At 49.9% G+C, this 12,606-nt stretch carries 15 protein-coding genes; 12 read left to right on the forward strand and 3 right to left on the reverse strand.

Annotated elements, in window-relative coordinates; all coding sequences use genetic code 11:
• Positions 1-17: 17 nt before the first annotated feature.
• From IPG80_RS15550 to IPG80_RS15560, 3 genes are all read right to left on the reverse strand, one after another.
• Positions 18-2,060: a cytochrome D1 domain-containing protein gene (locus tag IPG80_RS15550; RefSeq protein ID WP_345108501.1), complete on the reverse strand. Its 2,043-nt coding sequence runs from the start codon at positions 2,058-2,060 to the stop codon at positions 18-20.
• 317 nt (positions 2,061-2,377) lie between these two features.
• Positions 2,378-3,079, reverse strand: coding sequence for a Crp/Fnr family transcriptional regulator (locus IPG80_RS15555; RefSeq protein WP_345108503.1), 702 nt, complete (start codon positions 3,077-3,079; stop codon positions 2,378-2,380).
• Entirely contained in the window at positions 3,076-4,170 is a 1,095-nt protein-coding gene (locus tag IPG80_RS15560; protein WP_345108506.1) for a hypothetical protein, read from the reverse strand. The genes IPG80_RS15555 and IPG80_RS15560 overlap by 4 nt, the downstream gene beginning before the upstream one ends.
• Positions 4,171-4,271: 101 nt before the next feature.
• Between IPG80_RS15560 and IPG80_RS15565 the strand changes: the two genes are divergently transcribed.
• From IPG80_RS15565 to IPG80_RS15620, 12 genes are all read left to right on the forward strand, one after another.
• Entirely contained in the window at positions 4,272-6,023 is a 1,752-nt protein-coding gene (locus IPG80_RS15565; protein ID WP_345108509.1) for a type IV pili methyl-accepting chemotaxis transducer N-terminal domain-containing protein, read from the forward strand.
• Between the two features lie 180 nt (positions 6,024-6,203).
• Positions 6,204-6,683 (forward strand): response regulator transcription factor, encoded by a 480-nt coding sequence (locus IPG80_RS15570; protein WP_345108511.1) that lies wholly within the window; start codon positions 6,204-6,206, stop codon positions 6,681-6,683.
• Positions 6,680-6,865 carry a LuxR C-terminal-related transcriptional regulator gene (locus IPG80_RS15575; RefSeq protein WP_345108514.1) on the forward strand — a complete coding sequence of 62 codons (186 nt, stop codon included), beginning with the start codon at positions 6,680-6,682 and terminating at the stop codon, positions 6,863-6,865. The genes IPG80_RS15570 and IPG80_RS15575 overlap by 4 nt, the downstream gene beginning before the upstream one ends.
• A 162-nt stretch (positions 6,866-7,027) precedes the next feature.
• The gene (locus IPG80_RS15580) at positions 7,028-7,180 is read left to right on the forward strand and encodes a hypothetical protein (protein WP_345108516.1); all 153 of its coding nucleotides are present in this window, start codon (positions 7,028-7,030) and stop codon (positions 7,178-7,180) included.
• A gap of 23 nt (positions 7,181-7,203) precedes the next feature.
• Entirely contained in the window at positions 7,204-7,611 is a 408-nt protein-coding gene (locus tag IPG80_RS15585; RefSeq protein ID WP_345108519.1) for a hypothetical protein, read from the forward strand.
• Between the two features lie 134 nt (positions 7,612-7,745).
• Positions 7,746-8,765, forward strand: a complete 1,020-nt coding sequence (locus tag IPG80_RS15590) for a cbb3-type cytochrome c oxidase subunit I (protein WP_345108522.1) — start codon at positions 7,746-7,748, stop codon at positions 8,763-8,765.
• Entirely contained in the window at positions 8,704-9,471 is a 768-nt protein-coding gene (locus tag IPG80_RS15595; protein WP_345108525.1) for a cbb3-type cytochrome c oxidase subunit I, read from the forward strand. Before IPG80_RS15590 ends, IPG80_RS15595 begins: the two co-directional genes overlap by 62 nt.
• Before the next feature lie 82 nt (positions 9,472-9,553).
• Entirely contained in the window at positions 9,554-10,219 is a 666-nt protein-coding gene (locus IPG80_RS15600; protein ID WP_345108527.1) for a sulfite exporter TauE/SafE family protein, read from the forward strand.
• Between the two features lie 16 nt (positions 10,220-10,235).
• A complete protein-coding gene (locus IPG80_RS15605; protein ID WP_345108529.1) occupies positions 10,236-10,892 on the forward strand; it encodes a cation transporter in 657 nt (218 codons plus the stop codon).
• Between the two features lie 16 nt (positions 10,893-10,908).
• Positions 10,909-11,724, forward strand: a complete 816-nt coding sequence (locus IPG80_RS15610; protein WP_345108532.1) for an HAD-IC family P-type ATPase — start codon at positions 10,909-10,911, stop codon at positions 11,722-11,724.
• A gap of 13 nt (positions 11,725-11,737) precedes the next feature.
• Positions 11,738-11,998: a hypothetical protein gene (locus IPG80_RS15615; RefSeq protein ID WP_345108535.1), complete on the forward strand. Its 261-nt coding sequence runs from the start codon at positions 11,738-11,740 to the stop codon at positions 11,996-11,998.
• Between the two features lie 158 nt (positions 11,999-12,156).
• On the forward strand, positions 12,157-12,327 hold the full coding sequence (locus IPG80_RS15620; protein WP_345108538.1) for a hypothetical protein: 171 nt from the start codon (positions 12,157-12,159) through the stop codon (positions 12,325-12,327).
• The last annotated feature ends 279 nt before the right edge of the window (positions 12,328-12,606 follow it).

Here is a 12,606-nt window from a genome sequence, read left to right on the forward strand (position 1 = left end):
ATTGATTTACTTAGCTTTTAATAGACCTCATGAATGGTGTTGTAGACGTTGAATTTGCCAGTAGGGGTGATAAGGTCTTTGATGCGGGCAATTTCTTCGAGGGTTTCATCATTGTAGATAACGATTTCGCCTGTCTTGCCTGGCTGATCAGCAGAGCCCCAAATACTGACCCAGACTTCGGTACCATCCATATTGTATTCAAAGTGGACGGCACGTCCGTAATCTGCAGCCTCCCAACATTTGTAAACTTCTGTGGGATTTTCCTTGGCAATGACACATACGCTGCGCTGAAGTTTTTCATCTGAGTTCAACACAAAGTCTACCCAAACCCATTTACTATTGGGATGTGTCTTGACGAACAGACTGCCCGCGCCGGGAAGTTCAATATTGCGGACAACCTTCCAGGCGCTGTCGGGGTTTCCTTCAGGATCGGTGCCAATGGCGATGAGAGAGTTGGCGCTGAGGTGTGGCGTGCTCCAAACGGGACCAAATTCAGGGTCGATCCAGTTGGCGCCGCGTCCGGGATGGGGAACTTCCGGTGTGTCTACCATTGCTTCGAGATCACCTTCAAGCGCATCCACCACCACAATCTTGTTGGACTGATTGGCTGCTACCAGGAAGTAACGTTGCGTGGAGTCCCAGCCGCCATCATGCAAGTACAAGGCAGAGTTGATCATCTTGATAGTCAGGTTCATCGGGTCTTGATAATTAACCAGCCAGACCTGCCCGGTCTCTTTAACATTGACGATCCATTCGGGCTTGAACTCAGAGGCGAGGATGGCAGCCACGCGCGGATCACCCACATAAGTGTTGGTGTCAGCGGTGTAGCCGCGCACGCTGGTAATTTTCATTGGTTCGAGGGTTTGCCCATCGAGAATGGTGAAATGGGAAGGCCAGTAACAGCCGACGATGGCATATTTATCGGTGAAATCGCCCAATTCGCCTTCATATTTACTGACTTCAACCGAACGAGCATCGTAACAAGTTTGTACTTCAGCAACTTTTTCAGGGATTTCCATCCAAAGATCAACAAGTGCAAGCTTGCCATCACGTCCGATCACGTAGACATAGCGTCCGGTAGCGGACATGCGCGAGATGTGAACTGCATAACCAGTATCCACTTTGGCGACGATTTCATAGGTATCGCCGTCAATGATCGCTACCTGACCAGCATCGCGCAGTGTGACTGAGAAGTAATTCTGCCAATTGCGTGTGGTTTGCGGTTCGGTGGGGCGGTCTTCGGGAGCGATGAAAACCTTCCATGTTGCTTTCATTTGTTCCATCGACATTTCAGGCGGGGTGGGCGGTTCGTTTTGCAGGTACTTCGCCATGATGTCGGTTTGTTCCTGCGTGAAGAAGCCCTGTTTGCCCCAGTCGGGCATACCTTTGAGAGTGCCATTGAAAATGATCGAGGAGAGGGCAACGGTTCCTTTTGCAAGAGTCAGGTCGGGGGTGAGGGCAGGACCCGTCGCGCCTTTTCGCAGCGTCCCATGACAGCCCGCGCAACGATCAAAGAAGGTTTGTTTTGCCCATGCAAAATCTTCTTCGGACAGGGAGACATCGGCGTTGGATGTATCCACCGCAACATTTGCATCTGTCATGATCGATTCACCACCTGGCAGGGTCGCAAGGTAGCCAACAATCAGGTTAATCTCTTCACTGGTGAGCGTATCTTTTAGCGTGGCGGGCATCAGACCGGGTTGGCACATTCCAGCCGGGCAGTGCTGCGAAAGATAGGCTTCCGGGTTGGTGATCGATTCGAGGATAAATTCCTCAGCGGTCTTTGCCTTGCCGGTGTAGCTGCCATCCGCAATGTGTTCTGCGGCGACGGTGGAAATACTTGCAAGGTCAGGACCAATTACGCCGACTGCGCCCGGGACGCCGGGGATGGCATGACAGGCGCTGCATCCGCCTTTGGTCACGGCATCTACAATGGCTTGCGGTTCAAGTTTCACTGGTTCAACAGCGATGGGTTCTTCAGCGGGCGCGCACGCCCAAACCAGAGCCATTAACCCTAGGAGCAGCAGGGCAAGGCTCAACATACGAGACGTTCTTTTCATATCATTCTCCTCGTTCGGAAGGTTGTTTTTGTTTGAGGCTTAAGGACAGTGCATTCAAGAAGTCTTTTTCATCGAGTTGATATGACGCAACAACATAAGCAAGCGTGCAAAATCGCGCGAAATGGCAGCCCACACATGCTGTTTTGAATTGATAAAAACAACAAGCGTTTGGGGAGCCTTGCTTAAAGTGTTTGCCACAGTATCTTCGTGAATGTTTAGCGCCTCATTCATCGACGCGTACAATAATTTATTTCCCCATCTTTTTCATTGCGATAGCGCAATTTACGCCTAGTTAGTTATTTGTTTCACAATGTCACTTATTCTTTATGCCCCTCCGCGATTTGCATAAGGGCGTGCGGATCCAAAATTTGAATACGTTCCCTGCCTGCTTTGATAATGCTCTTTCGTTCCCATTCACTGATCAAGCGGCTGACCGAGAAGACAGTTGCCCCAGTCATTTCCGAAACATCTTTTCGAGAAAAAAATAACTCAATTCCTGCATCTTTGCCTGAACGAATTCCAGACTGTTGCGCAAGACGAATTAATGCATTGGCGATTCGCTGTTCGACTCGATTTGTGGCAATTTCCCGATATCTAGTCTGCAACTCTTGAATATAAGTGGTCATTAAGTTCATTAGATCAAAAGACAGGTATGAGCGGGTTTCCATCATGGTGCGCAGGAAGTGGCTGGGAATGGCAATCGCTGTACTGCATTCAAGTGTTTGAGCCATTGCAGGATAAATTGCGTCTTCCCCACGCGTAGCGCCCAATGCCCCGAACATCTGCCACGGATAGATCGTCCGTAAATTGACCTGCTGCCCATTGGGATTTGATTGCATCAGTTTGACCTGCCCAGTGACCAACACGTACAGGTATTTGGCTTCGTCGCCTTGAAGAAAGAAATATTCTCCTTCTTCAATGGAACGTACGATGCTGTTTTTTAAGATCAAATCCAAATCAGCGTCTGTTGCATGTTGAAAGACACTGATCTTGCGGAGATCGTTCAAAGATATGTTCATGGTGTTTTTAATTCTGTTTTTCTGCTTTGTAGAACAGAGTGAACCGTCATGCCAATAAAAACGAGGATGGCAATTTCATTCAGCAGCCCACTCCACATGCGCAATGTATGCAGGTTGGCGTAATCTGCAAGGATGCGAACGGCAAGTGAGCCGTGCAATAACCCAAGATGAATATAAAAAGCGGGCTTAAAGTCAATGGGTACGCCAAGAATGGCGGGGAAGATGATGGGGGCGTGACCGAAGATCATGGAGATGACGAAGCCGACAAAAACGGCATGAAGAACCGCATCATATCTTGGACCTGCAACCTGCGCACCAAAAATCAGGCTTAATCCGCCGCTGATGCCGAGCCAGAGAAAGCCGAACGCGAGGCACCAGGCAATGTAACGTGTGAGTGGAAGTTTATGCCGAACATTGCGCCAGGCAATATCATTACGCAGTGACCAAAGTGGTAACAGCAGTAACCCTAGTCCGCTAAGGCGTGTGCCGAGCTGAAGGTTGAACAAGGCGAGGATGATGCCAGCCATAAAAATCGCAATGATGCCGCCGAAGAGAATCTGCTGCATTTGTGTAGGACGCAGAACGCGGCTTAGCTCAAGTCTTTCGCCCGCAATGGTCAGCACAAGGAATGCCATCCAGAAAAAGACGACTTGATAGATTTGCCAGCCGAATGTCCATAAGAGATTCCCTATGAGCCACGCAATTGCGCCGAGGAACATGGTTACAGTATGTAATGCAAATTCACGGCGGACGATCTCTGCCAGAATGGCAACTCCACCGAGGCTGGCGAGCGTTAGGAGGATCACGCCAAAGGGTAGATTTGGAAAAATGGTGGCAACCAGCCAGCCCAGTCCAGAAAGAAGCGGGGGCAGGTACATCCACTTTTGTTTCATCGCAACGGCACGTTCCAATGTGATGAGAGTGCCTAAAAATCCAGAGATCATTACGGGACCATGTAACATGGCAAGCGATGGGGTGAGCGCAGGCAACTGCCAGCCGAGGCGCATGAGCCCTGCCCATAGCGCAGCAAGGAGACCGAGGATGGCAAGGAAGAGAAATGGTAAAGGGTGACGATTCGGAAATGCTTTCATGGGGTTATTCTACACCGTGTTTTTGTGCTATTTTAGGATTGACGATGCATCATGCCTGAGGGGTATAATTTCAAGATAGTGCTACACCAAAAAGGTAATATATGTTGAAGAGTCTTCAAGGCAGATTAAGCGCCTTGTTTTTTGCATTTGTTCTGCTTGTGCTTACTTCAGTAGGCGCAACGTTTTGGGGCGTAAAGACTCAACAGAATGATGCGCTAATCATCAACCTTGCAGGTCGGCAGCGGATGTTGGTTCAATTGATGGTGCGGCTTGCGATTGGAGAGCAGGAAAATGGGGGGGCAAGTGAAATGCTGGTGGATGCGGAGAATACGTTTGAGCAGACACTTACGGCACTTGAGCATGGCGGATCAACCCTCTACTTACCAGATAATTATGTTTTGATCCCTAAAACAAATAACCCTGAGATATTGGAAGCATTACAAGATGTGCGCCAAAGTTGGGTGGAATTCCGCACGGCGATTGATGCGGTTGACGAGATATCGACGAATAAGTTTGGTAACTCATCCGCCATTGAAGAGATTGAAATCCTATCTGCGATTCTTGCTCGACAAGCGGATGTGGTTGTGCAGTTATATGAGGCAGACTCAACGGCGAAGTTGAGTATTTTACGCAACATTCAATTGGGGTTTTTATTCTTTGCATTGGTATTGCTCGCCGGTGGGGCATGGGTGACACGCCAGTCTGTGTTGAAACCTTTGTCTGAGTTGGGAGTGGCGGCTGAAAATTTGGGAGGGAATGATCTTGAAACACCCGTGCAGGTGCAGGGACCAGAAGAAATGCAGAGGTTATCTCAATCATTTGATGGGATGCGTCTCGGGTTGAAATCTGCCCAGCAGGATTTGATTGACCTGAACGATACACTGGAGAAACGGGTTTCTCAGCGGACACGGGAATTGGAAGCACTTAACGTCGTCACCCAGGAAATCACTTCACGCCTTGATATTCAGCAGGTGTTAAGTTCGGTGACGAATAAAACCAGCGAACTTTTGAATGGGGATGTTTCATTCTTGTGTTTGTTGGATGCGAATCAGCCTTTGCTTAAACTCCAAACATTTAGCGGAAATGCAGATGCAGCAGTTGATGATACAACCGTCATAAAAAAACATGATCTGACAGATTCTATTCTTAATAGTAAGAGGGCTGTGGTTTGCGGTATTGATACCTGCCGTGAAGGCTGCTCGATCCTGTCTGATAAATATCGCAGCAGTCATATGGCAGCTCCTTTACGAAGCAATGATCAGATCATTGGCGCGTTATGCGTAGGTAGTACCAGCACACAAAGATTTGGCGGTGAATCCACCGATCTGCTCACGAAACTTGCAAATACAGCCGCAATTGCCCTTGAAAACGCCCGTTTGTATGAACAGGCAGAGCGAATTGCCGCACTTGAGGAGCGCCGTCGTATTGCGGCAGACATGCACGATGGGTTGGGGCAGACTTTTAGCTATTTGGGGTTGATGACCGATCAGGTGGTTGAATTGCTCTCCAATGGAAAGAATCAGGCAGCCTTGGAAAGATTGCATTTGACTCGCGAGACCATCGAAAAAGCCACAGGAAATGTACGCAAAGCCATTAATCGGCTGATGGATGAAAACCCGATCAACTCTGACCTTTGTGATCAATTGCAGGGTGTGGCAAAGGAGCTTTCTGCCCAACATAACGCCATGATTGCGTGGCGATGTGAAACCGCATCCCCATGCAATTGTCCGCCTCTGGTAAACGAACAGGTTATTCATATAGTACGTGAAGCGTTAACCAATGCGATTTCTCATGCTTACCCAACCCAGATCATTGTGCAATTTACTAAAAAGATCATGTTTATGAGTTGCTGATTGCCGACAACGGAAAAGGGTTTGACTCTTCCCAGCCCAGCCCAAATGGACATTTTGGTTTGCAGATCATGAAGGCAAGAGCTCTGCAAATTAACGGACAACTTGAAGTCAAATCCATGCCTGGAATGGGGACACAAATTATTCTATCGTTCCCTTTGAGCAATAAGGAATAAAATTCAGATGAAGAAAATACGCGTTATGCTGGTGGACGATCACGCTTTGTTTCGTGAAGGTCTAGCAGTCATTATTGGATCTCAGCCTGATATGGAGGTTGTAGGCAATGCAAACGACGGGCTTGAAGCGGTGATCAAAGCGCAGGAACTGAAGCCGGACTTGATCTTGATGGATATTCAAATGTCGACCATGGATGGGCTCGAGGCGACACGCCAGATCAAGCAGCTTCTTCCTGATACGACCATTGTGGTGCTGACCGTTCGTGATGATGACGAAAAATTATTTGAGGCGTTGAAAAGCGGCGCACAGGGATATTTATTAAAGGATATTCGATCTCATATCATGGTGGAAATGTTGCATAGTGCCTTGAACGGTGAAGCCGCCATCACACCGTCGCTGGCGGGGCGGGTTCTTGCCGAGTTTCGGCGGATGAGTTTCAATCAAAAAAGTGGCGATCCGACCTTCCAAATGAAGATAACTCGTTGACTGAACGCGAATTGGAAGTGCTCTCTCTGGTCGCGAAAGGTGCATCGGACAGGGATGTGGCTGAAAAATTAACCGTTAGTCTGAATACAGTCAAGACCCATATTCGCAATATCCTCTCCAAGCTTAGGGTCAACTCCCGCAGAGAGGCTGCCAAGCTGGCGCAAAGCAAAGGGCTGTTGTAATAAAAAAGAACTAATTCTTTATTGAAAAAGAGTGATGGAAAAATCACTCTTTTTTTATTTCAATTATTACATATAACAAATACGTTAATCGGGGTTATTAAATTAACATGAGCGATGAAGCCTTGTGCTTCTTACATCCAGACATTTTTGAGGAGAATCGCCATGTCCGACAAAAAGAAGGAAGAACCGCAACACCCCGGTCAAAAGATTTTTGACAACATCTGGCTGTTGTTCCTGTTGTCCCTGCTGATTAGCACCGTGCTTTATAACGTGTGGGGAATTATTGATTTGATGAATATTCCTCCTGCCCCGTAAATTAATCCATTGGAGAGTGAATTATGTTAGCCCCTGAAAAAAATTGGTGGAAGCCCATGGGTCGCATGGAAAAGAGTTGGCTCACCGTTGCGCTTGTCTGGTGCATCTTCCTGACCATTATGATGCCGCTTTGGTATCTCTACGGCAAGCAAAATGTGCCCACCGAAACCTATCGAACTTCGCCTGCCGATTATGGAGAGAAGGTCAATGCCTTTGTAGAGCAATACACCATCGGCACGGATGAAGCGACTGGGTTACGCTGCCTGTTGTTGCCGCCCCTCCCGGGAGTGATGTGTACATCCGCGCCAGCACCTGGCAATGGTATCCGATTCTGCAACTTGAAAAAGGAGAGGAATACCGCCTGCATATCTCTTCCATGGATCTGCAGCATGGGTTCTCTCTTCAACCAGTCAATATCAACCTCCAGGTAATCCCCTGGATATGACTATGTTGCAACCATTACACCCACCAGTTCGGGTGAATTCACCATCGTTTGTAATGAATACTGCTTTGTCGGCCATCATACGATGGTTGGTAAAGTGATCGTGACCGAGGAGAAATAACTATGGCATCCCTTGCACCTACCACTCCCTGGACTGCGGGCGCAAAAGACGATTACCGCGACTGCCCCGTAACCACGCTCAAAGTGGATATGCACACTGAACGCCTCATCATTGCCAATGCGGTCATGGCTGTGGTGACTCTCGCCCTCGGCGGCATTGCGGCGTTGTTGATCGCGCTCACCCGCTGGCAGGCGATCCATTTACTCCCTGCCGTTTGGTTCTACCGCCTGCTCACCTTGCACGGCATTGACATGCTGATCGCATGGATCGTTTTCTTTGAAATGGCAGGTCTGCATTTCGGCTCGACCATTCTGCTCAATGCAAGGCACGCCGCGCCCAAACTAGCTTGGACGGGCTTTATCATGATGACCGTTGGCGGTTTGATGGCAAATGCCGTGGTGTTGTTCGACCCGAATTCAAACGTCATGTTCTCAGCCTATGTTCCCATGAAGGCGCATCCGCTGTTCTATCTGAGTTACATCCTCTTTGCCGTCGGCGCATTAATCACGGTCATCACGTTCTTCATCAACGTCGTGACTGCCAAGCGTGAAGGGCGCTTTACCGGCTCACTGCCCTTGGTGGTCTTTGGTCTCATGACCGCCGCCATCCTCGCCACCTACACCCTGCTCGAAGGCGCCGCCGCTATTGTGCCTGCCTTCTTCTGGTCGCTTGGTATTCTCAAAACCTATGACCCAGGCATCTATCGCAACTTCTTTTGGGGATTTGGACATCCCGCGCAACAAGTCAACCTTGCGGCAATGGTTTCCATTTGGTATGCGCTCGCACAAATGACCGTTGGCATTCGCCCGGTCAATGAAAATTCTCGCGCCTTGCCTTCATCCTCTACCTGTTCTTCATCAACCTTGGTTCGGCTCATCACCTGTTGGTTGACCCCGGTCTTTCCTTCGCCTGGAAGCCGTCAATACATCCTATGCCATGTACCTTGCTGTGCTTGGTTCCATGATGCACGCCTTCTCCATTCCTGCTGCTTTGGAAATTGCCCTACGCGCCAAAGGCTATAGAAAAGGTTTGTTCGGATGGCTTCGCAATGCACCCTGGGGAGAGCCTGGTTTTAGCGCTTTGGTTCTCTCCATGTTCCTCTTTGGCTGGATCGGCGGCGTGACCGGCGTGACCATCGGCACTGAACAGATCAATATGCTCGTTCATAACACTTTGCGCCTGCCAGGTCACTTCCATGCAACAGTGGTCAGCGGCACAACCCTTGCCTTCATGGGCTTCACCTATTACGTCATTCCGCTCATCTTCCGCAAGGAACTCAAACTCAAGAGTTGGGCAAAATGGCAGCCTTATGTTTTTGGTACTGGCATGTTGCTTACTTCCATGGGCATGATCGTCAGCGGTTTGCAGGGCGTCGCCCGCCGCAACTGGGATATCACCTTCGCTGGTGTCGTTCCTGGCACCGTTGAAATCTCACTGGCTGTCTTCGGTATTGGCGCGCTCCTGGCTGTAACTGGCGGCATCATGTATGTGACTATTGTGCTCACCTCCATTCTCACCGGACCCCGCCTCGAAGCTTCTAATCTCTTGTTGCTCACTGGCACACACAACCCGATCATCGATTCTACAAAATTGACCGATCACCAAATGGAAGACAAGCAGAACCAACCCAAAGGCGCGCTCGTGCTCGTCTTTGCCTTCCTTGTCTGGTTCGCCATTTATTACTTCACTAACTGGTGGTTGCTGGGTCGTACCTGGTTCATCCGCTAGAAAGACATTCTCCTTTGAAAACCTGCCCGGGGCTTCGCCACCTCGGGCAGGTTCAAATTTCTAAGACTGGCAACTCAACAAAATGTCAGCATCCTTTTTACTCGGGTTACTCGGAAGTCTTGGGCATTGTGTTGGCATGTGCAGTGCAGTCATCGTCCTCTTCGACCGCCAGCCGATCTTTCAGAATAAACCCGCCTGGGTTCTCGCGCACGCGGGGCGCATCAGCACCTATTCGATTCTCGGATTTATTTTTGGCGCATTTGGTCAAACCCTCTGGGCTTTTGACAATCTTCAAGCCACGCTCTCCATTCTGTTTGCGATCATTGCCTTTTATATGGCATCTGCATTTATTGGATTAACCCCCTCGCCAGGATCTTTATTTCCCGGATTGGTTCAACGCTGGGGCAGCACCATTCGTGGATTCAAATCCGCTTCACTCCCGACCTCGTACCTGCTCGGTCTCCTTTGGGGGCTTCTCCCCTGCGGCTTGGTTCTGACCGCGCTCCTCACAGCGGTCACTTCCACAAACGCATTTCAAGGCATGTTGAATATGTCCGTCTTTGGCATTGCCACGCTCCCAAGTTTACTTGCCGTTAAATGGCTTGCATCAAAATCCATTCCACGCATCTGGTCACGAAGCCTTGCTTCTCTTGTAATGATGTTTTTCGGCTTCCAATTTGCCATGCGCGGATTCGCCTCCCTCGGATTCGTTGACCATTACATGCTGGGTTCGGTCATGCTTTGGTAAATATCAAGTTGTAAATATGAATCTAGCCTCTGCTTCTCCTGTCAAAACAAAAACGCTCACCACTTGCTTGCTTTGTGGATTAACCACCTTGCATCCCCTATCGAACGACAACGGGGATGTAATTTGCTGTCCATCGTGCAGGGAGGTGGCGGCGCTTCTAGCGGAGAGTCCAGCCGTTGAGCAGAATCAGGCTCAAGTCCCAGAAGGAAGCGGGGAGGTCATCCTCACACTGGGCGGCATGTGGTGTTCATCTTGCGCGTGGTTGGTCAGTGAAAACCTCAAACGTACAAAGGGTGTGGTCAGCGCGGATGTAAATTTCATCCAACAACAAGCCAACATTACCTTCGACTCAAAAATTACCAATCACCAATTACTAAAACGGCGCGTGCGCACGCTTGGGTATCAAGCCACGCTTCCAGATGAAAAACCCCGCGACGAAGAAGAATCTTTTTTCACACGTTTGTTGATCGGCGGCGTGATGGTCTTGCACGACATGATCGTAGGCGGCGGAATTTATGTGCGTGAGTTAATGGGCTGGGCAACCCCAGAGACGGCGTGGCTTGTGCATTTCTTCCAGATCATGATGTTGGTTTCGAGCCTGCCCGTTTTGATCTCTGCTGGGGCTGCCGATTTTGCGAGCAGGGTTTGCCAGCTTGCTGCGCGGACAGCCTAACATTCACACGCTGATCATGATCGGAACATTCTCGGCGTTTGGGTTATCGGTTCGCAATTTAATTTTAGGGCATGGCGGTTTATATTTTGACACCGCCACCATGCTCATCTTCCTTGTTTCGATTGGACGTTGGCTCGAAATGCAGGCGCACAAATCCAGTAACAAAGCTGTCTCGCGTTTGCTTGAACAAATTCCCGATCAAGCGACGGTGGTTACAAATAATCAAGATAGTGTTGTGAATGTTGCAGAGCTCAAGCCTGGAATGCGCGTGCGGGTTCGCCCAGGTGAACGCTTTCCTGTGGATGGACTCATCGCCATTGGTGAAGGTGACGTGGACAGATCGTTATTGACAGGCGAACTCAAGCCCGTGACGCACCACGAAGGCGAAAAGGTTCAGGCAGGCACGGTCAGCCTTGACGGCAGTTTTGAAGTGATCGCAACCGCTGTCGGTTCATCCACCACGGCGGGGCAGATCGGGCGTTTACTGCACGAAGCCCTGTGGGCGCGTTCTCCACTCGAAAGAATGGTGGATAAACTCTCCGCATGGATGACTCCGCTGGCGTTGGCGTTGGCGACGATTGCCTTTCTAATTTGGTATTCCATTGCTGGGCTTGAAACGGGGATGCTAGTGGCATTATCTGTTTTGTTGATCGCGTGTCCATGTGCGTTAGGGCTTGCTACTCCGCTGACGTTGTGGCTTTCGCTTGAACGCGCCGCTGAATCTGGCGTCATATTACGCAGCACAGGTGCATTGGAACGGCTTGCCAAGTGGAGCGAATATTCTTCGATAAAACGGGAACACTACAAGTTGCCGATGAAGGTGGCGTTGTGAGTTACAGTTGGTAGTGGACAGAAGAACAGAATTTCTAGAAGTTGTGGCTTCGGTTGAGAACGAAGTCGGAACATCCGCTGGCAAAGGCGATTGTGGAGTATGCCATGCAGGGAATATTGAACTCAGTAAACCAACATCTTTCAAAGTCCTCCCTGCCTCGGCATTGTCGGTCAATTACCAGTTACCATCCAATCCAATCCAATTCATATTGGCTCTGCCCGTCCCATGTCTGCCGGAGGTTGAGTATGTCAACGGATATCAGTCAACAGGCTGAGGCGTGAAAGGAAGCGGGACATGTATGTCGTCGTCTATGCGGGTTGGGATGGGCAGGTGACGGGATCTCGCGCTTGGTGAAACCATCCGCGCAGAAGCGCAAAGACGGTTAGGGAGTTGCAATCACGCGGATTGGAACTCGGCGCGTGTTGACAGGCGATGAAGCCAGGCCGGCGAGGCGCGCTGGCAAAAGGCGCTGGGCATCCGGTCAGTGCCGGGCTTAGCCCCGATGAAAAGATGAAGCGCCTTCGGAGCGAAAATTCCGCGATGGTCGGCGAAGCAGCAACGATGGTCCCGCCCTCGCCGCTGCAACGATCGAGCTTGCGATGAATCATGGAACGGATGTTGCCCGTTCCGCCGCCGACATTGTGCTCGTGCGTGACGGCTTGCGCGTCATCCCGTAGCTGGTGGATTTATCACGCGAATCGATGAACGTGTAAACAGAATTTAGGCTGGGCAGTGATTTACAACCTGCGCCCGGTGTCGTGGCTTGCAATGGCGGGCTGCTGCAACCCGTTTTCTGCCTTTGCGATGGTGGCAAGCAGTATCTTTGTCACGACCAATGCCATGAAGATGAATAAATTCCCATTGTTAGATGAAGAAAATATG

The organism is Candidatus Villigracilis vicinus (assembly GCF_016702885.1).
Lineage (GTDB): Bacteria > Chloroflexota > Anaerolineae > Anaerolineales > Villigracilaceae > Villigracilis > Villigracilis vicinus.

Bases quoted from the DNA above. Each gene is read 5' to 3' on its own strand.
- IPG80_RS15550 (WP_345108501.1), bottom strand. From the start codon at position 2,060: ATGAAAAGAACGTCTCGTATGTTGAGCCTTGCCCTGCTGCTCCTAGGG.
- IPG80_RS15570 (WP_345108511.1), top strand. From the start codon at position 6,204: ATGAAGAAAATACGCGTTATGCTGGTGGACGATCACGCTTTGTTTCGT.
- IPG80_RS15555 (WP_345108503.1), bottom strand. From the start codon at position 3,079: ATGAACATATCTTTGAACGATCTCCGCAAGATCAGTGTCTTTCAACAT.
- IPG80_RS15565 (WP_345108509.1), top strand. From the start codon at position 4,272: ATGTTGAAGAGTCTTCAAGGCAGATTAAGCGCCTTGTTTTTTGCATTT.
- IPG80_RS15590 (WP_345108522.1), top strand. From the start codon at position 7,746: ATGGCATCCCTTGCACCTACCACTCCCTGGACTGCGGGCGCAAAAGAC.
- IPG80_RS15605 (WP_345108529.1), top strand. From the start codon at position 10,236: ATGAATCTAGCCTCTGCTTCTCCTGTCAAAACAAAAACGCTCACCACT.
- IPG80_RS15600 (WP_345108527.1), top strand. From the start codon at position 9,554: ATGTCAGCATCCTTTTTACTCGGGTTACTCGGAAGTCTTGGGCATTGT.
- IPG80_RS15595 (WP_345108525.1), top strand. From the start codon at position 8,704: ATGATGCACGCCTTCTCCATTCCTGCTGCTTTGGAAATTGCCCTACGC.
- IPG80_RS15620 (WP_345108538.1), top strand. From the start codon at position 12,157: ATGAAGCCAGGCCGGCGAGGCGCGCTGGCAAAAGGCGCTGGGCATCCG.
- IPG80_RS15560 (WP_345108506.1), bottom strand. From the start codon at position 4,170: ATGAAAGCATTTCCGAATCGTCACCCTTTACCATTTCTCTTCCTTGCC.
- IPG80_RS15610 (WP_345108532.1), top strand. From the start codon at position 10,909: ATGATCGGAACATTCTCGGCGTTTGGGTTATCGGTTCGCAATTTAATT.
- IPG80_RS15585 (WP_345108519.1), top strand. From the start codon at position 7,204: ATGTTAGCCCCTGAAAAAAATTGGTGGAAGCCCATGGGTCGCATGGAA.
- IPG80_RS15580 (WP_345108516.1), top strand. From the start codon at position 7,028: ATGTCCGACAAAAAGAAGGAAGAACCGCAACACCCCGGTCAAAAGATT.